Source organism: Streptomyces sp. ISL-10 (assembly GCF_018614575.1).
Classification (GTDB): Bacteria; Actinomycetota; Actinomycetes; order Streptomycetales; family Streptomycetaceae; genus Streptomyces.
Genome location: NZ_JAGGOJ010000021.1, coordinates 39,854 through 60,777 on the forward strand (window position 1 = coordinate 39,854; position 20,924 = coordinate 60,777).

The following is a 20,924-nucleotide window of genomic DNA, read 5'->3' on the forward strand; positions in this document are numbered from 1 at the left end:
TTGGTTAGTTTTGAGGACGGCCATGCGGCCCGACGGGAAGGTACGGGGAGTTGGAGCGCAGGACAATCGGTGCGGCGGCCCTCGAAGTGGGCGCCGTCGGCCTCGGCTGCATGCCGATGAGCTGGGCCTACACCAGCTCCGAGCAACGCGGGGAGCGCTCGCTGCGTGCCGTCCACGCCGCGCTGGACGCCGGTGCCACCCTGCTCGACACGGCCGACATGTACGGGCCGTTCACCAACGAACTGCTGCTCGGCAGGGCACTCAAGGAACGGCGCCCGGAGGCCTTCGTGTCGACGAAGGCGGGTCTGCTGGTGGGGGACCAGCACATCGTCGCCAACGGGCGCCCCGGATATGTGAAGCGGGCCTGCGACGCGTCGCTGCGCCGCCTGCAGACCGATGTGATCGACCTCTACCAACTGCACCGGGCGGATCCCGAGGTGCCCGTGGAGGAGACCTGGGGTGCGATGGCGGAGCTGGTGTCGGCGGGCAAGGTGCGGGCGCTCGGCCTGTGCGCGGTAGGGGCGCGTGCCGGACGCCGTTCGGGGGCGGACCCACATGAGCAAACGATTCGGCAGCTGGAGCGGGTGCAGCAGGTGTTCCCGGTGAGCGCGGTCGAGGCGGAGCTGTCGGTGTGGTCGCCGGAGGCGCTGGATCGGCTGCTGCCGTGGTGCGAGGCGCGCGGGATCGGGTTCCTGGCGGCGATGCCGCTGGGGAACGGTTTCCTCACGGGGACGCTGACGCCCGGGCAGGGCTTCGAGGCGGACGACGCACGGGCACGGCATCCGCGGTTCACGGCGGAGATGATGGCGGCCAACCAGCCGGTGGTGGCAGGCCTCCGGCGGATCGCGGAGCGGCACGGCCCGGGCACGACGCCCGCGCGCGTGGCGCTGGCCTGGGTGCTCCGGCAGGGGCGGCACGTGGTGCCGCTGCCGGGGACGAAGCGGCCGCGGTGGGCGGTGGAGAACGCGACCGCGGCGGATCTGGAGCTGACCGCGCGGGACCTGTCCGAGATCGCCGCACTCCCACCGGCGCGAGGGTCCTGGGACTGAGGTGGGCCGGGGCGGGACGGGCCGGCGGCGCGGCGGGGCGTGCCCGTCCGGTGGAGGGTGCAGCGGGAGCGGCGGGCGGGCCGGGGCCCGCGCAGGGCGGACGAAGCGTTCTGTCGAAGATCGGGAACCTCTGGGCCGGTTGCGGTGTAAGAACAGTAGTCAGGCAGTTCACCCGGCTCGCCGGGCAGCGCAAGCAGCCGTCGAAGGGATCACCACCGTGCACCGTCCTGCATTGACGGCCGTCATGGCCGCCGCCGTGCTCGTTCTCACGGGCGGGTGCTCCTCGGGCGACGGGAGGGATTCGGCGGGTCGTGCCGGGCCGTCCTCGGATGCCGCGGCCTCTCCCACCGGCGGCTCCGCCGGCACCTCCCCCGCTCCCTCGGGACCGCCGGCCAAAGGCTCCGTGAAGGTCGTCTCGACCCTGACGGAGGGGCTGGAATCCCCCTGGGGCGTTGCGGCTCTGCCCGGCGGGGACCTGCTGGTCGCCTCACGCGACAAGGGCACGATCACCCGTGTCGCGGCGGACGGCGGCAAGAAGACGGAGATCGGTTCCGTGCCGGGCGTCGCCCCCGGCGGGGAGGGTGGTCTGCTGGGCCTCGCTGTCTCCCCGTCCTTCGCCTCGGACGGCCAGATCTACGCGTACTTCACCACCGCCTCGGACAACCGCATCGCCCGCATGCTGTACGACGACCAGAAGCCGTCCGGGCAGCAGTTGGGCGCGCCGGACACGGTGCTGCGGGGCATCCCCAAGGGGGTCATCCACAACGGCGGGCGGATCGCCTTCGGTCCGGACAAGATGCTCTACGCGGGCACAGGGGAGACGGGTGACACGGGGCTCGCGCAGGACAAGAAGTCGCTGGGCGGCAAGATCCTGCGGATGACCCCGGACGGCGAGCCGGTGCACGGCAATCCCGAGGCCGACTCGGTGGTGTATTCGTACGGGCACCGCAATGTGCAGGGCCTCGCCTGGGACGCCGAGAAACGGCTGTGGGCGGCCGAGTTCGGGCAGAACACCTGGGACGAGCTGAATCTCGTCGAGCCGGGGAAGAACTACGGCTGGCCGGCGGCGGAGGGCAAGGCCGGCAAGGCGGGCTTCACCGACCCGGTGGCGCAGTGGCGGACGGCTGACGCCTCGCCGAGCGGTATCGCCTACGCCGAGGGGTCGATCTGGATGGCCGGGCTGCGCGGCGAGCGCCTGTGGCGGATTCCGCTGTCCGGCGCGGAACCTTCGGCGGAGCCCCAGGCGTTCCTCGAAGAGGAGTACGGCCGTCTGCGCACCGTGCTGTCGGTGGGCGGCGACCAGGTCTGGCTCGTCACCAGCGAGACGGACACCCGGGGCACGCCCGAGCCGGGTGACGACAGGATCCTCCGGTTGGAGGTGAGGTAGGAGGCGGCCGGTCCGTGTTCAACACCTTCGAGGAGTTCTTCGCCCCTGGCCGCAGACATACCGACGAGGAGCGCCACCGCCTGGCGCTGACCCGGACCGACGTCGGGGACAGCGACCCCGGCAGCGGCCCGATAGACCTCGCATCGGGCAGGGTCACGATCCGGGTTGCGCAGGAACCGCCGACTCCTGCGCCGGATGCTCCGTCCCGTCCAGCAAATCGGTGAACAGCCGCAGGCGGTGCGCCATCGCCGCCGCCTCGCCCCGGCCCGAGACACCCAGCTTGGCCAGGATGTTGGAGACATGGACGCTCGCCGTCTTCGGTGAGATGTAGAGCTCCTCGGCGATGCGTCGGTTGCTGTGCCCGACCGCGACCAGGCGCAGCACGTCCTGCTCCCGGGGTGTCAGGCCGAGGGGCGGGGGCGACGGCGCGGCGTGCGGGGCCGCGGAGGCGTCGGGGACGGTGTCGGCGAGGGAAATACGGGCGCGCCGGGCGAGGAGTTCGACGTCCTCGGCCAGCAGGCGGGCGCCGAGTCCGGCCGCCGTTTCGCCGACTCGGCGCAGCAGCTCGGTCGCGCGGGCGCGGCGCTCGTCGCCCGACCCGGAGGAGCCCGCCCCGGAGCCCGCCCCGGAGCCGGCCCCGGCCGCGGCCAGCAGGGCCTCGGCCCAGCGGTGGCGTACGCGGGCGAGGTCGTAGGGACGTTCCAGCGGTTCGAAGGCACGCCCCGCCTCGGCCCAGTACTCGGCGCTGTCCTGTCCCTCGGCACGGAACAGTTCGGCCCGCACCCACCGCTCGTGTGCGGACCAGAGGGGGACGGCGCTCGCCAAGGAGCGGGCGGCCTCGCGGATGCGCCGCAGGGCGTCCTCGCGGCCCGGCTCCGCCGACGGCAGACCGCGGGTGTCGGCCTCTGCCGTGGCGGCGGCTCTCAGCAGCGGCCAGGCGTAGCGCTGGGTGCCGGGCGGGAATCCACCGGCGGCGGCGCGGGCGAGTTCTGCCCTCGCGTCCGTGAGCCGCCCCTCGGCCGCGGCGATCTGCAGCGCGGCGGTGGCGAGCGGCAGAGTCGTCTGGGGTACGGGGTCGTGCGGGCCGAAGTGGTCGTGTGCATTGCGCAGATGCTCCGCCGCGGCGGCGGTGTCGCCGCGCCCGACGGCGAGGAAGGCGAGGCGCAGGGAGGCCGATCCACGGGGCTGGGGGCTCGGAGCGATCCGCAGGGTCTGCCGGGCCTCCTCCGCCGCCTCGTCCCAGCGTCCGAGCGTCTCGTAGGACTCGGCGAGGTTCTGGCGGATCCATGCCTCGCTGTCCAGCAGGCCGTACCGCTGGGTGATGCCGATGCCCTCCAGCATGATCGCGACAGCCTCGCCGGAGCGGCCCAGGCCCTCCAGCACGGAGGGCAGGTTCACATGGATGCGGCCGATGTGGGAGACGTCGAGGGCGGCGGCGCGTTCCCTGACCGCGTACAACTCGGCGAGCCCGCCCTCGATGTCGCCGGAGTCGGCCAGGAGGCAGCCCAGAGTGAGCCGGGCACGCAGTGCGATGTCCTCCTCGCCGACCATGCGGGCGTAGGCGACGGCGCGTTCGGCGGTTGCGAGGCTGGCGGGCCCCGGATCGTGGGTCATGCCCCAGCGGGCCGCCTCGGCGAGCACCTCGGCATGGACGGCGGACGGCGGCAGTCCGCGGACGAGTTCCTGTGCGGCGCCGAGTTCGGCCCAGCCGTCCCCACGGCCGAGGCCCGATATCAGCCGCGACCGCTGCACGGAGAACCAGGCGGCGCGGAGCGGGTCGCCCTCGGCCTCCGCGAGGCGCTGCCCGCGCTTGGCGATCTTCAGTGCGCGTTCGCGTTCGCCGCACAGCCGGCCGCCGACGGAGGCCTCAGCCATCAGGTCGAGGTAGCGCAGGGGCGTGGTGGCCGGGTCGCAGCCGCACGGGGGGTAGACCTCTGCGTGGTCGACGGGCCGCAGCCGGTCACGCACCTCCTGGGGCGCGTCGTCCCACAGCTCCATGGCCCGCTCCAACAGGCGCAGTTGCTCGGCGTAGGCGTGGCGGCGACGGGCGGCGACGGAGGCGGCGAGCACGGCGGGCAGTGCCTTGGCCGCGTCGTTCGCCCGGTACCAGTAGGTGGCAAGCCGCGTGGCACGCTCCTCCTCGCGTACGAGCGCCGGATCGGCCTCCAGGGCCTCGGCGTAGCGGCGGTTGAGCCGGGAGCGTTCGCCGGGCAGCAGGTCGTCGCTGACGGCCTCGCGCGCCAGGGAGTGGCGGAACCGGTAGCCGTCGCCGTCGGGTGCGGAAAGAACGATGTTCGCGCCGACGGCGGCGCGCAGCGCCTGGTCGAGGTCGTCGTCTGGCAGCCCGGCGACGGCGTTAAGCAGTCCGTGCTCGACGGTGGAGCCGCCCTCGGCCAGGATGCGGACGACGCGCTGGGTGTCCTCGGTGAGGGCCTCGATGCGGACGAGGAGGATGTCGCGCAGGGAGTCGGGGAGTCCGGAGCAGGAGTCGTCGCTGATGCTGGCGGCCAGTTCCTCGACGAAGAAGGCGTTGCCGTCGGAGCGTTCGAAGACGCGGTCGACGAGGGCAGGGGCCGGTTCCTCGGCGAGGATGCCGGCCATCTGGCGGCCGACCTCGGCGCGGTTGAAGCGGGTGAGCTCGACGCGCTGGACGGTGCGGGCACGGTCGAGTTCGGCGAGGAAGGGGCGCAGCGGGTGGCGCCGGTGGACATCGTCCGAACGGTAGGTGGCCATCAGCAGGAGGCGTCCTCGCCGCAGGGTGCGGAACAGATACCCGAGCAGATGGCGGGTGGATGCATCGGCCCAGTGCAGGTCCTCGAGGACCAGGACGACGGTGTGTTCGCGGGCGAGGCGCTCCAGCAGGCGCGCGGTGAGTTCGAAGAGGCGGGCCATGCCCTCCTCGTCGTGCCGGGCGGCGTCAAGCCCTGCGGCAGCGCCCAGTTCGGGCACGAGCCGGGCCAGTTCGCCCTCCTGACCGGCGGCTGCCTCGGCGAACTCGTCGGGCAGGCGCCGGTGCAGGGCGCGCAGGGCGGTGGAGAAGGCGGCGAACGGCAACCCGTCGGCGCCGATCTCCACACAGCCGCCCACGGCGACGACCGCGCACCTGCGGCACGCCTCGCTCAGCAACTCCTCGACGAGACGGGTCTTGCCGACGCCCGCCTCGCCGCCGATGAGGAGCGCCTGCGGCTCTCCCCCAGGGCTCCCGTCCTGCGGACGGCCGCCGCCGGCCGCGCGGGTGAGTGCATCGGTGAGCAGTGCCAGTTCGCCGGCGCGGCCGACGAAGACGGGGCTGACGGACCTGGTCTCCACAGCGCTGAGCATCGCACAGCCGTCCGGACCCTCGGGACGGCGTATCGCCGTGCTCGCCATCGAGGATCAGGCGGCTCGGGTGTAGTGGCTGCTGTCGGCCGCGCCGGACGGGTCCCGCTTCTTGCGGCGAGCATGCCGTCGGCCGGCCCGGCGGCCGGCCAGGGCCTGCCGGACGAGGCGCTGGGCGTCGGCCTGGCGGATCAGTTCGGCGCGGTGCTGTTCCAGGAACGCGTAGTGCAGCACGGGGTGCTCCTTCGGGACGAGGTGCCGGGCTGGTGCACGGCTTTGGTCGATGACCTCGACTCTCGTCTCCCAGGCGGCTGTTCCGCATCGGGCGATTGCCGCATGTTCCGGGGGCCGGGGGCCTTAGGGCCTCACGTGTGGATCGCGCCGGACTCACGTGCCCCGGCACGGTTGCCCACGGCCTGCGGCGCGGGAAGGGCACCAACCCCGGGCAGAGCCCTGCGGGCACGGGAGGTGCCCCCACGCCGCGTTGCCGTCAGTCGCCATGGTTCCGCCATGGTTCTCCCCCGGGCCTTCGGCCGGGAGGTCGCCCCCGTCCTCCGCCCTGCGCTCTCTCCCGTAGCCCTGCGGGCACCGGCGGTGCCACCGGCACCAGAACCTCTCCCCACGCCTTCGGGCGTGGCGGACCACTCACTGATCCGGCCTGATACCCGCGAGCCCTGGACCCGGTGTTCCGGGATGCCTACGGCTCGTACACGTACGGCGTCGTCGTCGCCAGGGCCGTGAAGCCGAGGCGCTCCAGGATGGGGCGGCTGTCGTCGGACGCGTCCACCTGGAGGTACCGCACGCCCCGCCGCGCCGCGGCCTCGGCCCGGTGGGCGACCAGGGAGCGGTAGATGCCGCGGCCGCGCCAGTCGGGATGGGTCCCGCCGCCCCACAGCCCGGCGAAGTCCGTGCCGGGCGTGAACTCGACGCGGGCCGCGCACACCGGCAGGTCACCGGCCATCGCGACGGTCATGAGCACCCTGTCCGGCGCCTGCGCGAGCTGGGCGAGGAGCTGCTGCCGCAGCCGGGAGCCGTCCGTGCCGAACGCCTGGTCGTGGACCCGCATCGTCAGCTCGACGCCCGCGGCCCCGGTGACCGGCTCCAGCCGTACGCCGTCGGGGAGTTCGGGGACGGACGGCAGGTCGCCCGCCTCGGCGACGAGCACGGTCTCCTCCGGCTCGGGCGTGAACCCGGCCGCGAGGAGCCGGGCGCCGAGGTCCTGCGGTTCGTCGTGGCTGTAGAGCTTCCATTCGAAGGCGAGGCCGCGCTCGGTGAAGTACCGCACCTGCTCGGCGATTTCGGCGTCCGCCGTGTCCGCCGTCAGCTCCGAGAAGAGGACACCGCTCCAGTCGCCGTCGGCACCGGTCTGCCGGACGACGCGACCGGCGCGTTCGGTCAGGGGCCCGGCGGTGTCGGGCGTCGTGATGCGGCGGCGCATCTGGTGGTCGAAGAGCGCGAGCACGGCTGTGTCGTCCATCCGCGCATTGGAGCACTCGTACGTCTTTGACAACCAGCGGTTTTGCGGCCGCCACGAGACCGAGCCGCGCGGTCGCCGCCACTCCGGCGCCGCCACGAGACCGAGGCGCGGTCCCACGACTCGGGCCGCGCTACGAAACCGAGCCGAGCGAACGGCCGCCGACCACGGCGCCGCCTACGAGACCGAGGCCCGCACCCGCCGCCACTCCGGCGCCAGCGCCGACCAGACCTCCATGTCGTGCCGTACGCCGCGGTAGAGGTGGCTGCCGCGCAGCACGCCCTCGTGCGTCATCCCCAGCCGCTCGGCGACGGCGATGCTGGCCTTGTTGGCGGTGGAGACCTGCCACTCGATGCGGTGCATGCCGCGCTGTTCCACCGCCCAGTCGATGATCTCGCGCGTGGCGCGGGTGACGAGCCCGCGGCCCGCCGCCGAGGGCTCCAGCCAGCAACCCGCCTCGCAGGTGCCCATGGCGATGTCCATCGTGCGGAAGAGCACGCCGCCGACGAGGGTGCCCTCCAGCCAGATGCCGTAGATGCGTCCGGTGTCGGCGGCGGCCTTGTCCGCGTAGCTCTGGAGGAACGCGCGGGCGGCGGCCACGTCCGTGGCGGCATCGGGCAGCCCGATGTACCGGCCTATGTACTCACGGCCCCGCTCGATGTGGGCCAAGAATTCCTCGGCCTGCCATGGCTCCAGTGGACGCAGTTCGGCTCTGTCGTCGCCGAGGCTCCTCGCGAACACTGTGCTCCTTGTGGGTCACGGCACGAGCTCCCCTCGATCGCCCGCACGCTGCACGGGGATCTTCGCACGCGCCGCCTCACGGCACTCGGGCTTTTCGATGCTGATGCGCGGCAGCCAGTGGTCGAGCCGGCGCGGCAGCCACCAGTTCATCCCGCCGAGCATGTGCATGAGGGCAGGGACGAGCAGAGTGCGCAGGACGAAGGCGTCCAGGGCGACGGCGACGGCGAGCCCGATGCCGAACATGGCGATGACGCGGTCGCCGCTGAGGACGAAGGCGAGGAAGACCGAGATCATGATCACGGCGGCGGAGTTGATGACGCGGGAGGTCTCGGCGAGACCGACCCGTACGGCACGCCGGTTGTCCCCGGTCTCCAGCCACTCCTCGTACATCCGGCCGACCAGGAACACCTGGTAGTCCATGGAGAGTCCGAAGAGCACCGAGACCATGATCACGGGCAGGAACGGCTCTATCGGTCCCGCCCGGCCGAGGCCCAGCAGTTCGCTGCCCCAGCCCCATTGGAAGATCGCGACGACGACTCCGAAGGCGGAGGCGACGGCGGCGACGTTCATCAGGGCAGCCTTGAGCGGGATGCCGAGGGAGCGGAAGGCGAGCAGCAGGAGCAGGCAGCCGAGCGTGATGACGACGCCGACGAACAGAGGCAGCTTGCCGACGACGACGTCCGCGAAGTCGTCGTATCCCGCGGTGATGCCGCCGACATGAGCTGTCAGGGAGCTGCCCTTTCCGGCGGCGGGCAGGATCTCGTCGCGCAGCCGGTCGACGAGTTCGCTGGTCTCCCGGGACTGCGGGGAGGTGTCCGGTACGACGGTGAGGATCGCGGTGTCCCCGCTGCCGTTGTAGGCGACGGGGCCGGTGGACGCGATGCCGTCGGTGGTGCGCAGGGTCTCGGCCAGCCGGTCCATCGCGAGCTCGTCGTCGGCGCCGTCGAGTGCGGCGACGACGGTCAGGGGCCCGTTGACGCCCGGGCCGAAGCCGTCTGCGAGCAGGTCGTACGCCTGGCGGGTGGTGGCCGTCGCAGGACCGTTGCCCTGGTCGGAGGTGCCGAGGCGGAGCGAGAGGGTCGGCAGGGCGAGCACGAGCATCACGACGGCGGCGACGGCGGCGAGCCGCTTGGGGTGGCGCTCGACGAACGCGGACCAACGGGCGGCGAGGCCGGTGGGCAGTTCGGGCCGGGGGCCGCGCCTGGCGAGCCGGCGGCGCTCGCGTCGGGTCAGGGCGCGCATTCCGATGAAGGAGAGCAGGGCGGGCAGCAGGGTCACCGACGCGGCGACCGTGAGGACGACGGTCAGGGACGCGGCGATCGCGACGCCGTTGAGGAAGCCGAGACGCAGGATCAGCATGCCGAGAAGTGCGATGCAGACGGTGGCACCGGCGAAGACGACCGCGCGGCCGGTGGTGGCCACGGCCTCGCGCGCCGCCTCGGCGATCGTGAGTCCGCGTTTGAGGCCCTTGCGGTGTCTGGTGACGATGAACAGCGCGTAGTCGATGCCGACGCCGAGGCCGATGAGCATGCCGAGCATGGGCGCGAAGTCCGCCACCGACATGGCGTGGCCGAGGAGCACGGTGCCCGCGTACGCGGTGCCGACCGAGACGAGCGCCGTGGCGATGGGCAGCACACTGGCGGCGAGGGAGCCGAAGGCGAGGAAGAGGACGACGGCGGCGACGGCCACGCCGACGATCTCCGCGGTGTGTCCGCCGGGCGCCTCGGTCAGGGCGACGGCGCTGCCGCCGAGCTCGACCCGCAGGTCGCCCTCCTCGGCCGCCTTGGCGGTGTCCACCAGTGCCCGCGCCTGGGACTCGGGGACGTCGTCGGCCTGCGCGTCGAAGGTGACGACGGCGTACGCGGTGCGCCCGTCGGCGCTGATCTGCAGGGCGCCGTGGCTGCCGTAGGGGCTGGCGACGGAGGCGATGCTGTCGAGGCCGGCGACGCGGTCCAGCATCTCGGACACGCGCTGCTCGACGGCCGGGGAGCGGACGCTGCCGTCATCGGTGTGCCAGACAACGGTGTCGCCGTCGCCGACGCGGCCGTCGAAGCCCTCTTCCAGGAGGGCGGTCGCCCGGCCGGACTCCGTGCCCGGTACGTCGTAGTTGCTGGAGTACGCGGACCCGGCGACGCTCGCTGCCGCCGTGGTGCCGCCGAGGGCGAGGAGCCAGAGCAGGACGACGACGAGACGGTGCCTGACGCACCACCGGGCAATAGCTGCCACCGGACCCGCTCCCTGGTTCGTGGATCTTTGACCGGGAACAGCCCGCAAAGAACTCATGACATGCAAGAAATACTGTCGCAGGCAATAGCGATCTTTTGACCGTTTCGTGGGGTTCCTCACACAGATGCACGGAAGCGGGGTGGTCATTTCTTCCCGCTCCCGCGCACCGGGTGAGCGTGCGCGTGTCCGCGCGGACCGGCTGGAGCCGCGTACGGGGCTCGCCGCCCGCAGGCCCGGCCGGGTCAGCCGAAGACGCACCCGGTGCTCGAAGTGGCCCATGAGCCGGCGCCGCCGCCGTCGGCTCGCTCCTGCCGCCGTCCCTCCAGGCCGCTCTCGCCGCATGTCGCCGAGAAGACCTGGTGACGACCCTGTGGTGAACGTCCAAGAAGCCGCGTCGGCAGTCCAATCGAGATCCGGCCACCGGCATACGGTCCATGAGGACTGCTCGGGGCGTCAGGTGCCCGTAGGCGGCGGAAATCGGTCTCGGTCCACAAGACGGCCGGAATTGTCGGTGTCCCCTGGCACGATGGCCGACATGGAATACAGGGGGATCGATCAGACGGCACTGACGCCCGCGGACGCGGCGGAATTCGCCCGCATGCTCCACGACGCGCCCGGCCCTCATCTGGGCCGTGCCCCCGTCCCGGTGCTCGTGCACGGGCCCGGTGCCCCGCTCGCGGAGCGCCGCGAGGCGTTCCGCGGGATGTACGAGGCGATCACGGCGCGGATCGGTGAGCCGACGCTCTACGGCGGGTCGTCACAGGGCCCCAGTGTCCGCTGGCGCGACAGCCGCCGGCTGGTGCTGCTCGCCGGGGACCACCGGCAGGTGGGACTGTCGGTCCACGACACGGGGACGCTGGAGGGTGAGGAGCAGCGGACGTTCGAGTGGGGAGGCACCTGGTCCGGCGACGAGCCTCACGACCTGGACTTCCTGCCCTACGTATGGCAGTTGGACCGCAGCGGCCCGGGAGAGCGCCCCCAGGCGCGCCCCGGGGGCCGGCTCGCCACGAGCCTGGAGGACTTCCGGACCGGTCTCGAAGTGCTTCTCGCGGCCTGGGTGGAGCAGCTGCCGGTGCAGGTGGGCACCGACTGGGCCAGCTTCTGCGTGACCAGCTCCGCCGATCGCGGCCGTCGCATCCTTGTGTCGTACAGCATCGAGGACGGGCTGTACGCGTCGGTGGACGACCGCGACGGGGAGGACGGCGAGGAGCGGGCCCTGCAGATGCGCGCCCGCGGCTGGCAGTCCCGCGACCGTGGCTGGTGGCAGACCGAGTTCACCGCGCCGGAGCGGGAGCACGCGGCGGCGCTGGCGCACCTGGTGATCACCGAGCTGCGGGCCCGCGGTACGAGAGAGCCGGAGGAGTTGCGGGCCCGGGACGTCAGCTGCAAGGACCGCGGCGAGATGTGGCTGCCGGGGCTCGGCATACGCCACTGACGCGCGGGCGTCGCCCCTAGGCGCCGACGAGTCCGGTGACCGGCGCGAGCTGGCCGGTGAGCGGGTCCAGGTCGTTCGGCACTCCGGCGAGGCGGTTGAGCCCGGCGAGCTGCTCGGAGGGGGCGGGCACGTTCTCGCGGTGCTCGGGTCCGACCGAGTCGGCGGAGAGGGTGTCGAGTTCGTTCATCACCGAGGGGATCTGCGGGGCCTCGACGGGGGCGGCGCCCGCCGACGGCGCGGCGAGCGCGGAGGCACCGGTGGCAAGGGCGAGGGCGGCGAATACGCGGTGTGCGGTGGTCATGCCGTGAGCAACGCGACGACGGATCATCGGTCACGGCCCCACCGCGCCGCTCACCCGAGTGGTACGCCACGGCCTGGCGGCTCATGTGCTGCTCACACCTGCGCTACGCCGCGGCGGGGAGGCCGGGCCCGGCGCCCGGTTGATCGGGGCCACCGCGCCGACCGCCGCAGGGCGGCGCTGCGACCACCGGGGCTCACCTGGACCATCCGCCGGCCCCGAACAACGCTCGCCTGAGCGGCACATGGTCCACCAGGCTCCTTGAGTGCCGCGTGCAGGGCGATGCCGCATAGCCGCCGCAGGGCGGTGCCGCCTACTGGGGGCGGGCCCGTCGGCGCGCGGACGTGCCGGAGGACGGCACACTCACCTGCTCGCGCTCCACCGCCCGCAGGACGGCGTGACCACCCGCCCCCGAAACAAGGCAGCCACAACCACGCGGGCCCGTCGGCGCGGACGTGCCGGAGGGCGGCGCGCCCGGTGCTTGCGTGCCGCCCTCCCCACAGGGTGTTGTCAGGACCCCGAGACGCCCAGCTTCTCCAGGATCAGCTCCTTGACGCGTGCCGCGTCCGCCTGGCCACGGGTCGTCTTCATGACCGCGCCCACAAGCGCGCCCACCGCCGCGACCTTGCCACCGCGGATCTTGTCCGCGATCGCCGCGTTGCCCGCGATCGCCTCGTCGACGGCCGCGCCGAGCGCACCCTCGTCCGAGACGACCTTCAGGCCGCGCTTCTCGACGACCTGGTCCGGGTCGCCCTCGCCGGCGAGCACGCCCTCGATGACCTGGCGGGCCAGCTTGTCGTTGAGGTCGCCGGCCGCGACCAGCGCCGTCACACGGGCGACCTGCGCCGGGGTGATCGGCAGCGCGTCCAGAGCCTTGCCGGACTCGTTGGCGTTGCGCGCCAGCTCGCCCATCCACCACTTGCGGGCCGCGGCCGCGTCCGCGCCCGCCTCGATCGTGGCGGCGATCAGGTCGACCGCGCCCGCGTTGAGCATCGACTGCATGTCGTGCTCGGAGATGCCCCATTCCTCGCGCAGCCGGTTGCGCCGCACCCGGGGCAGTTCGGGCAGACCCGCACGGAGCTTTTCGACCCACTCGCGGGCCGGGGCCACGGGCACCAGGTCCGGCTCGGGGAAGTAGCGGTAATCCTCCGCCTCTTCCTTCACACGGCCCGACGTGGTGGAGCCGTCGTCCTCGTGGAAGTGACGGGTCTCCTGGACAATCGTGCCGCCGGACGAGAGCACCGCGGCGTGCCGCTGGATCTCGAACCGGGCCGCACGCTCCACGCTGCGCAGCGAGTTGACGTTCTTCGTCTCGCTGCGGGTGCCGAACTTCTCGGTGCCGTTCGGCCGCAGCGACAGGTTCACGTCGCACCGCATCTGGCCCATCTCCATACGGGCCTCGGAGACGTCGAGCGCCCTGATGAGTTCGCGCAGCTCGGCGACGTACGCCTTGGCCACCTCAGGAGCGCGCTCACCGGCGCCGACGATCGGCTTGGTGACGATCTCGATCAGCGGGATGCCGGCGCGGTTGTAGTCCAGTAGGGAGTGGGACGCGCCATGGATGCGGCCCGTGGCACCGCCGACGTGCGTCGACTTGCCGGTGTCCTCCTCCATGTGGGCGCGCTCGATCTCGACGCGGAAGACCTCGCCGTCCTCCAGCTGGACGTCCAGATAGCCGTTGAAGGCGATCGGCTCGTCGTACTGCGAGGTCTGGAAGTTCTTCGGCATGTCCGGATAGAAGTAGTTCTTCCGGGCGAAGCGGCACCACTCGGCGATCTCGCAGTTCAGCGCGAGGCCGATCTTGACGGCCGACTCGACCGCGATCGCGTTGACGACCGGGAGGGAGCCGGGCATGCCGAGGCAGGTCGGGCAGGTCTGCGAGTTGGGCTCGGCGCCCAGCTCCGTGGAGCACCCGCAGAACATCTTGGTCTTGGTGCCGAGCTCGACATGGACCTCCAGGCCCATGACGGGGTCGTAGGACGCGAGGGCGTCCTCGTACGACACCAGTTCAGTGACGGTCACGATGAAACTTTCCCTCTCAGCCCAGCAGTACGTCGTCGTCGCCGAGCCGCTTCAGCTCGCGGTAGAGGATGGCCAGGCCGGTGACGATGGCGGCGGCGGACACCGCGGCGTCGACCAGCCGCAGGAGGTCACCGTCCTCGCGGGCCAGCTTGGCCTGTTTGGCGACGCTGATCGCACCGAAGGCGGTGGTGCCCAGCGACACGTACAGCCCGGTCTTGGACTTCTTGAAGTTCTTGGCCTTCTTTGCCATGGCACTCACAGCGACGGAGCCTCCTCCAGCAGCGGGTGACCCCAGCGTTCCACGAAGGCGGCCTCAACGGCGGCACCGACCTTGTACAGCCGGTCGTCCTTCATGGCGGGGGCGATGATCTGCAGGCCGACGGGCAGGCCGTCCTCGGGCGCGAGACCGCACGGCAGGGACATCGCCGCGTTGCCGGCCAGGTTGGTGGGAATCGTGCACAGGTCCGCGAGGTACATCGCCATCGGGTCGTCGGCGCGCTCGCCGATCGGGAAGGCGGTGGTCGGCGTCGTCGGGGAAACGATGACGTCAACCTGCCCGAAAGCCTTCTCGAAGTCGCGCGTGATCAGCGTGCGGACCTTCTGCGCCGAGCCGTAGTACGCGTCGTAGTAGCCGGAGCTGAGCGCGTACGTGCCGAGCATGATGCGGCGCTTGACCTCGGGGCCGAAGCCGGCCTCGCGGGTGAGCGCGGTGACGTCCTCGGCGGACTTCGTGCCGTCGTCGCCGACGCGCAGGCCGTAGCGCATGGCGTCGAAGCGGGCCAGGTTCGAGGAGGCCTCGGACGGCGCGATGAGGTAGTACGCGGCGAGTGCCAGGTCGAAGGACGGGCAGTCCAGCTCGACGATCTCGGCGCCGAGCTCCTTCAGCAGCTCGACGGACTCGTCGAAGCGCTGCAGGACACCGGCCTGGTAGCCCTCGCCGCGGAACTGCTTGACGACACCGACACGCATGCCCTGGACGGACCCGTTGCGGGCGGCCTCGACGACCGGCGGGACCGGGGCGTCGATGGACGTCGAGTCGAGCGGGTCGTGCCCGGCGATGACCTCGTGCAGCAGAGCCGCGTCGAGGACCGTACGGGCGCAGGGGCCGCCCTGGTCGAGGGAGGAGGAGAACGCCACCATGCCGTAGCGGGACACGCCTCCGTAGGTCGGCTTGACGCCGACGGTCGCGGTGACGGCGGCGGGCTGGCGGATCGATCCGCCGGTGTCCGTGCCGATGGCGAGCGGGGCCTGGAAGGAGGCGAGCGCGGCGGACGAGCCGCCGCCGGAACCGCCGGGGATACGGGTCAGGTCCCAGGGGTTGCCCGTGGGGCCGTACGCGCTGTTCTCGGTCGAGGACCCCATGGCGAACTCGTCCATGTTGGTCTTGCCGAGGATGACGACGTCGGCGGCCTTGAGCTTCTTGGTCAGGGTCGCGTCGTAGGGCGGGATCCAGCCCTCGAGGATCTTGGAGCCGACGGTCGTCGGGATGCCCTCGGTGGTGAAGATGTCCTTCAGCGCGAGCGGCACGCCGGCGAGCGGGCCGAGCTTCTCGCCCTTCGCGCGCTTCTCGTCCACGGCACGGGCCTGGGCGAGGGCTCCCTCGCGGTCGACGTGGAGGAAGGCGTTGACCTTCTCGTCGACGGCGTCGATACGGGCCAGGTGGGCCTCGGTGACCTCGACGGCCGTCAGCTCGCCCGCGGCGATCTTCTCGGCGGTCTCGGCTGCGGTGAGCCTGATGATGTCCGTCATGTGATTAGTCCTCCCCCAGGATCTGCGGCACCTTGAAACGCTGCTGCTCCTGGGCCGGGGCGCCGGAGAGCGCCTGCTCGGGGGTGAGCGACGGACGGACCTCGTCCGCGCGCATGACATTGGTCAGCGGCAGCGGGTGGGAGGTCGGGGGTACGTCTTGGTCGGCGACCTCGGAGACGCGGGCGACCGCGCCGATGATGTCGTCGAGCTGTCCGGCGAAGTGGTCGAGCTCTTCGTCCTTCAGCTCCAGACGCGCCAGCCGGGCGAGGTGGGCGACCTCCTCGCGCGTGATGCCAGGCATGCAGCGATCCTCAGGGGTGAGTGTGATGGTTTTGGCCCAATCCTATGGGGCGGGGCGGGGTGACCGTGAAACGGTTTGCTCTCCCCCTCTCCGCCCCTTCCCGAAACCGGGGCCAGGGCCCCGTGCCCCGGGCGCGAATCCCGCGCCGCCGACGCGGACGTGGGATTGATTGAAGGGGCCCCGCCGGACCCCGGCGCGCCGGAGACGTCGGGGTAAGGCACGCCCACACCGTTACGGCACCGCGTGCCCCCGTGTGTGGCCCGCGCTGTTCGGGGTCGGCGGGCGCTCTCCCGCCGGGAGCGCCGGGCGGTGCCAGCCGCGCTCGCCCCTGGCCAGCAGCCACGCCGTCGTCTCCTGGGGCGGCATCGCCGCCGCCACCAGCCATCCCTGCACCGCGTCGCAGCCCAGGTCCCGCAGCCGCTCCCAGGTCTCGTCGTCCTCCACGCCCTCCGCGACGACGAGGAGGCCGAGCGAGTGGGCCAGGTCGACCGTGCACCGGACGATCTCCGCGTCCTCGGCGTCGATGGCGAGCCGCGCCACGAAGGACCGGTCGATCTTGAGCTCGCTGACCGGGAGCCGGCGCAGGTGGACCAGGGAGGAGTAGCCCGTGCCGAAGTCGTCGAGGGACATCTTCACGCCGTGGTCGGCGAGCCCCGCCAGCGTGTCGGCGGCCCGCTGCGGGTCCTCCAGGAGCACGTGTTCCGTGATCTCCAGCTGGAGCGCGGCCGGCGGGACCCCGTGCCGGGCGAGCCTCGCGGCGACGGCTCCGGCGAAGCCGGGGGTGTGGACGTCGCGCGGCGAGACGTTGACGGCGACCGGGACCGTGAGCCCCTGCGCGCGCCACCGGGCGACCTGTGCGAGCGCCGTTTCCAGCACGTACTCCGTCAGATGCGGCATCAGCCCGGACGTCTCGGCGATGGCGATGAACTCGTCCGGGGGGACCCGTCCGCGCTCGGGGTGCACCCAGCGGACGAGAGCCTCGAGCCCCGAGACGTGCCCGTCGAAGCGGACCTTGGGCTGGTAGTGCAGCTCGACGTCGCCCGCGTCCAGCGCCCGGCGCAGGTCACCGAGCAGACCGAGCCGGTCCGGGGTGTTGCTGTCCCGCTTGGACTCGTACACCTCGACGCCCGTACGGTCCCGCTTGGCCTGGTACATCGCCACGTCCGCGCGGCGCAGCAGCCCCTCGGCGTCGAGCGCGTGGTCGGGGAAGACCGCGAGTCCGGCGCTGGCCTCCAGGACGAGGGTGAGCCCGTCCAGGTCGAGCGGCGAGGACAGTTCGGCAACGAGATGACGGGCGACGCGCTGGGCGCTGGTCGTCGAGTCAGCGGTGGGCAGCAGGACGGCGAACTCGTCGCCGCCGAGCCGCGCCGCCTCGGCCCCGCGCGGCAGTGCCAGCCGCAGCCGCTCCGCGATCTGGAGCAGCAGCCGGTCCCCCGCGAGATGGCCGAGGGTGTCGTTGACGGCGCGGAAGCGGTCGAGGTCGATGAGGACCAGCGCCGAGCGCGCTCCGGTGCTCTCGGCGTCCTCCAGCGCGGACCAGGTGCGCTCCAGCAGCCACTGCCGGTTGGGCAGCCCGGTCAGCGGGTCGCGCAGTTGCTCCTCGGCGCGGGCCCTGGCGATCCAGAGTGTGGAGTCGAGAGCGATCAGGGGAACGGCGAACAGCGGCAGCAGCACGGGCATGGCGACGGTGACGACGCTGATGAGCGGGGCGATGCCGACGAGGGCGAGGGCGACGAGGCCCTGCCGGAGCAGGGCGGTGCGGGCGACGGTGGGCAGCCCGCCGCCCTGGGGGGCGAGGACGTACCACAACAGCAGCCGGGTGACGGCGAGATAGGCGGTGGCGGCGACGATGACCTCGGGGGCCGCCTCGATCCCCCAGCGCAGCGGGTCCCACGGGTGTTCGACGGTCGGTACGACTCCGAAGGCGGCGAGCGCGAGCGCGGCAGCGCCGATGCCCAGGACGTCGATGGCACCGTGGAGCAGGCCCTGGCGCCACCTGCCCCGGCAGGCGGCGCCGACGAGGGCGACGACGGAGAGAGAGACGAGCCCGGCGGGCACCCAGCCGAAAAGGAGCAGGACGGCCAGCGTGAGGGCGGCGCCGGAGCCGGTCCCGCCCCACCAGCGGTCGCGGCCGAGGGCGACGAGATGGCCGACGATGATCCCGGTGAGCAGCGCGAGCGACCAGCCCTCGCTGGAGCCGGGGAACAGGGCGTGCCCTTCGCGTACGGTGGTGACGACTCCGGTCACGAGCACGAGCGCGGCGCCCGCGACAACGGCCGCGGGCAGCCCGGGGGTCCGGCCCACCAGGGCCGCGAGTGCACGCGGCCGCGGGACCGGGGCGGCGCTCTCGGTCGGTTTCATTCCCGTCCCTCTCACAGCCGGCGGTGCCGATGCGGCCCTGCCCTGTCGATCCTCCGGGCCTGATCCCGGGCCTGACCGAACAGAACGGGACCGTGCGATGGCTCCCGTTCGTCATGCCACCACGACTGAAATCCCACCACGCAGCCGTGCACGACAGGCGCACGTCTCAACAGTAGGCCGCAGGAGGCTCGGACGGGCAGCGCTCTACAGCTCTTGCCCGAATGCGACCCAGCCATCCTCATCCATCTGTTATGCGCTGAACGGGTGACCTGTACCGGCCGTTCCACCGGCGCCCCGCGCGTCGCTTTCCGGCCCCCGCGCGCCCCCTCCGGGCTCCCCGTGCGCCCCCGCGGAAACACCACTTTCCGTACGTGTCACGCCTCTTCGGTCACAGCCGCCTCACGAGCCGCGTCGGGGCCCTGCTCCAGGAGGACCGCGAAGCCCGCTTCGTCCAGCACCGGCACCTTCAACTGCATGGCCTTGTCGTACTTCGAACCGGGGTTGTCCCCGACCACGACAAAGCTGGTCTTCTTGGAAACGGAACCGGCCACTTTCGCTCCAAGGCTCTGGAGCGCCTCTTTTGCGCCATCTCTGGTGTACTTCTCCAGGGTGCCGGTGACGACGACCGTCAACCCCTCCAGCGGGCGCGGCCCTTCGGGCTCCCCTGTCGTCTCCGCTCTCAGCGGGACCCCGGCCGCACGCCACTTGCGCAGGATCTCGCGGTGCCAGTCCTCCTCGAACCACTCCTTGAGGGAGGCGGCGATGATCGGCCCCACGCCGTCGGTCGCGGCGAGCTCGGCCTCCGTGGCCTGCTCGATCCGCTCGATGGAGGGGAACTCCCGGGCCAGGGCGGCAGCGGCGACCGGTCCGACATGGCGGATGGACAGCCCGTTGAGGAAGCGGGCGAACGGGCGCTGCTTGGCCGCCTCGATGTTGTCCAGCATCACCAGGGCGTTCTTCCTGGGGCCGCCCTCCTTGTTCGCGAAGACGGTGACGACCTTGTCCTCGCCCGTCTTCGGGTCCCGCTTGGGCAGTCCGCTGTCCTGGTCGAGGACATACGCCTTGATGGGCAGCAGCTGCTCGACGGTGAGGTCGAACAGGTCCCCCTCGTCCTTCAGCGGCGGGTCGGCCGGCTCAAGCGGCCGCGTCAGCGCGGCGGCGGCCACCTTGCCGAACGCCTCGATGTCCAGGCACTCGCGGCCCGCGAGATAGAACAGGCGCTCGCGCAACTGGGCCGGGCAGGACCGGGCGTTGGGACAGCGGATGTCGACGTCGCCCTCCTTCATGGCCCGCAGCGGCGTCCCGCACTCGGGGCACTCGGCCGGCATCACGAACTCGCGCTCGGTGCCGTCCCGCAGGTCCACGACGGGCCCGAGGATCTCCGGGATGACCTCGCCCGCCTTGCGCAGCACCACGGTGTCGCCGATGAGGACGCCCTTGGCCTTGACCACGTCCTGGTTGTGCAGGGTCGCGAACTCGACCTCGGAGCCCGCCACCGTGACCGGCTCCACCTGCGCGTAGGGAGTGACCCGGCCGGTGCGGCCCACGCCGACCCGGATGTTGACCAGCTTGGTGTTGACCTCCTCCGGCGCGTACTTCCAGGCGATGGCCCAGCGCGGGGCGCGCGCGGTGGAGCCGAGCCGTCCCTGGAGCCGGATCTCGTCGAGCTTGACGACGACGCCGTCGATCTCGTGCTCCACGGAGTGCCGGTTCTCGCCGAAGTGGGCGATGAACTGCCGCACCTCGTCGAGGGAGCCCACGACCTCGCTGTGCCGGGCGACCGGCAGACCCCAGGCGCGCATCAGGTCGTACGCCTCGGACAGCCGGTCGATGTCGAAGCCCTCGCGGGCGCCGATGCCGTGGACCACCATGTGGAGCGGGAGCTTGGCGGTGACCCTGGGGTCCTTCTGGCGCAGCGAACCGGAGGCGGAGTTGCGCGGGTTGGCGTACGGCTGCTCGCCCGCCGCCACGCGGCGTTCGTTGAGCTCCTGGAACTTCTCCATCGGGAAGTAGACCTCGCCGCGGATCTCCACGAGGTCGGGGACACGGTCGCCGCGCAGCCGGTCGGGGATCTCGGCGATGGTGCGCACATTCGGTGTGATGTCCTCGCCGATGCGGCCGTCGCCCCGGGTGGCCGCCCGGGTCAGGCGGCCCTTCTCGTACGTGAGGTTGACCGCGAGTCCGTCGACCTTGAGCTCGCACAGGAAGTGGTAGCCGGGCGCGCCGACGTCGCGGGCGACGCGCTCGGCCCAGGCGGCGAGCCCGGCGTCGTCGAAGGCGTTGTCCAGGGAGAGCATGCGCTCGCGGTGCTCGACCTTGGTGAGCTCGGTCTCGTAGTCCCCGGAGACCTTCTGGGTCGGCGACTCGGGGGTGCGCAGCGCCGGGTACTCCTCCTCGATCGCCTCCAGCTGGCGCATGAGCCTGTCGAACTCCGCGTCGCTGACGATCGGGGCGTCCTTCACGTAGTACCGGAAGCGGTGCTCCTCGATCTGCTCGGCGAGTTGGGCGTGCTGCTCCCGCATATCGGCGGGCAGTGCCGTCTGCTGTTCGCCAGCCACCGTTT

16 protein-coding genes are annotated in these 20,924 nt (G+C 72.1%); 4 read left to right on the plus strand and 12 right to left on the minus strand.

Annotated elements, in window-relative coordinates; genetic code table 11:
- Window positions 1–50 precede the first annotated feature (50 nt).
- The 3 genes from J7E88_RS24920 to J7E88_RS36160 all read left to right on the plus strand — a co-directional run bounded on the left by J7E88_RS24920 (window position 51) and on the right by J7E88_RS36160 (window position 2,660).
- Window positions 51–1,049 carry an aldo/keto reductase gene (locus J7E88_RS24920; protein ID WP_215184803.1) on the plus strand — a complete coding sequence of 333 codons (999 nt, stop codon included), beginning with the start codon at window positions 51–53 and terminating at the stop codon, window positions 1,047–1,049.
- 244 nt (window positions 1,050–1,293) lie between these two features.
- The gene (locus J7E88_RS24925; RefSeq protein WP_215185069.1) at window positions 1,294–2,436 is read left to right on the plus strand and encodes a sorbosone dehydrogenase family protein; all 1,143 of its coding nucleotides are present in this window, start codon (window positions 1,294–1,296) and stop codon (window positions 2,434–2,436) included.
- Window positions 2,437–2,450: 14 nt separating this feature from the next.
- A complete protein-coding gene (locus tag J7E88_RS36160; protein ID WP_308307594.1) occupies window positions 2,451–2,660 on the plus strand; it encodes a DUF6191 domain-containing protein in 210 nt (69 codons plus the stop codon).
- On the opposite strand, the gene J7E88_RS24930 is transcribed toward J7E88_RS36160, so the two are convergent.
- The 5 genes from J7E88_RS24930 to J7E88_RS24950 form a co-directional block, all read right to left on the minus strand.
- Window positions 2,590–5,757 carry a helix-turn-helix transcriptional regulator gene (locus J7E88_RS24930; RefSeq protein WP_215184805.1) on the minus strand — a complete coding sequence of 1,056 codons (3,168 nt, stop codon included), beginning with the start codon at window positions 5,755–5,757 and terminating at the stop codon, window positions 2,590–2,592. The two genes, J7E88_RS36160 and J7E88_RS24930, sit on opposite strands and share 71 nt — an antisense overlap.
- 54 nt (window positions 5,758–5,811) lie before the next feature.
- Window positions 5,812–5,988 carry a hypothetical protein gene (locus J7E88_RS24935; protein WP_215185103.1) on the minus strand — a complete coding sequence of 59 codons (177 nt, stop codon included), beginning with the start codon at window positions 5,986–5,988 and terminating at the stop codon, window positions 5,812–5,814.
- Window positions 5,989–6,451: 463 nt separating this feature from the next.
- On the minus strand, window positions 6,452–7,231 hold the full coding sequence (locus J7E88_RS24940; protein ID WP_215184807.1) for a GNAT family N-acetyltransferase: 780 nt from the start codon (window positions 7,229–7,231) through the stop codon (window positions 6,452–6,454).
- A 174-nt stretch (window positions 7,232–7,405) separates the two neighbouring features.
- Window positions 7,406–7,969, minus strand: a complete 564-nt coding sequence (locus J7E88_RS24945; protein WP_215184809.1) for a GNAT family N-acetyltransferase — start codon at window positions 7,967–7,969, stop codon at window positions 7,406–7,408.
- A gap of 15 nt (window positions 7,970–7,984) precedes the next feature.
- Window positions 7,985–10,195 (minus strand): MMPL family transporter, encoded by a 2,211-nt coding sequence (locus J7E88_RS24950; RefSeq protein ID WP_215184811.1) that lies wholly within the window; start codon window positions 10,193–10,195, stop codon window positions 7,985–7,987.
- A gap of 526 nt (window positions 10,196–10,721) precedes the next feature.
- Here J7E88_RS24950 and J7E88_RS24955 point away from each other — a divergent pair.
- Complete coding sequence (locus J7E88_RS24955) at window positions 10,722–11,630, plus strand: hypothetical protein (RefSeq protein WP_215184813.1); 909 nt, start codon at window positions 10,722–10,724, stop codon at window positions 11,628–11,630.
- Between the two features lie 16 nt (window positions 11,631–11,646).
- Here J7E88_RS24955 and J7E88_RS24960 read toward each other — a convergent pair whose 3' ends face one another.
- The 7 genes from J7E88_RS24960 to ligA all read right to left on the minus strand — a co-directional run bounded on the left by J7E88_RS24960 (window position 11,647) and on the right by ligA (window position 20,883).
- Window positions 11,647–11,931, minus strand: a complete 285-nt coding sequence (locus J7E88_RS24960; RefSeq protein WP_215184815.1) for a hypothetical protein — start codon at window positions 11,929–11,931, stop codon at window positions 11,647–11,649.
- A 507-nt stretch (window positions 11,932–12,438) separates the two neighbouring features.
- Window positions 12,439–13,950: an Asp-tRNA(Asn)/Glu-tRNA(Gln) amidotransferase subunit GatB gene (gatB, locus tag J7E88_RS24965; protein ID WP_215184817.1), complete on the minus strand. Its 1,512-nt coding sequence runs from the start codon at window positions 13,948–13,950 to the stop codon at window positions 12,439–12,441.
- Window positions 13,951–13,966: 16 nt separating this feature from the next.
- A complete protein-coding gene (locus tag J7E88_RS24970; RefSeq protein ID WP_215185071.1) occupies window positions 13,967–14,200 on the minus strand; it encodes a hypothetical protein in 234 nt (77 codons plus the stop codon).
- 5 nt (window positions 14,201–14,205) lie between these two features.
- The gene (gene gatA, locus J7E88_RS24975) at window positions 14,206–15,699 is read right to left on the minus strand and encodes an Asp-tRNA(Asn)/Glu-tRNA(Gln) amidotransferase subunit GatA (RefSeq protein ID WP_215184819.1); all 1,494 of its coding nucleotides are present in this window, start codon (window positions 15,697–15,699) and stop codon (window positions 14,206–14,208) included.
- A gap of 4 nt (window positions 15,700–15,703) precedes the next feature.
- Window positions 15,704–16,000: an Asp-tRNA(Asn)/Glu-tRNA(Gln) amidotransferase subunit GatC gene (gene gatC / locus J7E88_RS24980; protein WP_016642027.1), complete on the minus strand. Its 297-nt coding sequence runs from the start codon at window positions 15,998–16,000 to the stop codon at window positions 15,704–15,706.
- A 231-nt stretch (window positions 16,001–16,231) separates the two neighbouring features.
- Window positions 16,232–18,361, minus strand: coding sequence for a bifunctional diguanylate cyclase/phosphodiesterase (locus J7E88_RS24985; protein WP_215184821.1), 2,130 nt, complete (start codon window positions 18,359–18,361; stop codon window positions 16,232–16,234).
- Between the two features lie 374 nt (window positions 18,362–18,735).
- Entirely contained in the window at window positions 18,736–20,883 is a 2,148-nt protein-coding gene (gene ligA / locus J7E88_RS24990) for an NAD-dependent DNA ligase LigA (protein WP_251023175.1), read from the minus strand.
- Window positions 20,884–20,924 lie beyond the last annotated feature (41 nt).

Bases quoted from the DNA above. Each gene is read 5' to 3' on its own strand.
- J7E88_RS24925 (WP_215185069.1), top strand. From the start codon at position 1,294: ATGGCCGCCGCCGTGCTCGTTCTCACGGGCGGGTGCTCCTCGGGCGAC.
- J7E88_RS24930 (WP_215184805.1), bottom strand. From the start codon at position 5,757: ATGCTCAGCGCTGTGGAGACCAGGTCCGTCAGCCCCGTCTTCGTCGGC.
- J7E88_RS24940 (WP_215184807.1), bottom strand. From the start codon at position 7,231: ATGGACGACACAGCCGTGCTCGCGCTCTTCGACCACCAGATGCGCCGC.
- J7E88_RS24955 (WP_215184813.1), top strand. From the start codon at position 10,722: ATGGCCGACATGGAATACAGGGGGATCGATCAGACGGCACTGACGCCC.
- J7E88_RS24960 (WP_215184815.1), bottom strand. From the start codon at position 11,931: ATGACCACCGCACACCGCGTATTCGCCGCCCTCGCCCTTGCCACCGGT.
- J7E88_RS24970 (WP_215185071.1), bottom strand. From the start codon at position 14,200: ATGGCAAAGAAGGCCAAGAACTTCAAGAAGTCCAAGACCGGGCTGTAC.
- gatA (WP_215184819.1), bottom strand. From the start codon at position 15,699: ATGACGGACATCATCAGGCTCACCGCAGCCGAGACCGCCGAGAAGATC.
- gatC (WP_016642027.1), bottom strand. From the start codon at position 16,000: ATGCCTGGCATCACGCGCGAGGAGGTCGCCCACCTCGCCCGGCTGGCG.
- J7E88_RS24985 (WP_215184821.1), bottom strand. From the start codon at position 18,361: ATGAAACCGACCGAGAGCGCCGCCCCGGTCCCGCGGCCGCGTGCACTC.
- ligA (WP_251023175.1), bottom strand. From the start codon at position 20,883: ATGCGGGAGCAGCACGCCCAACTCGCCGAGCAGATCGAGGAGCACCGC.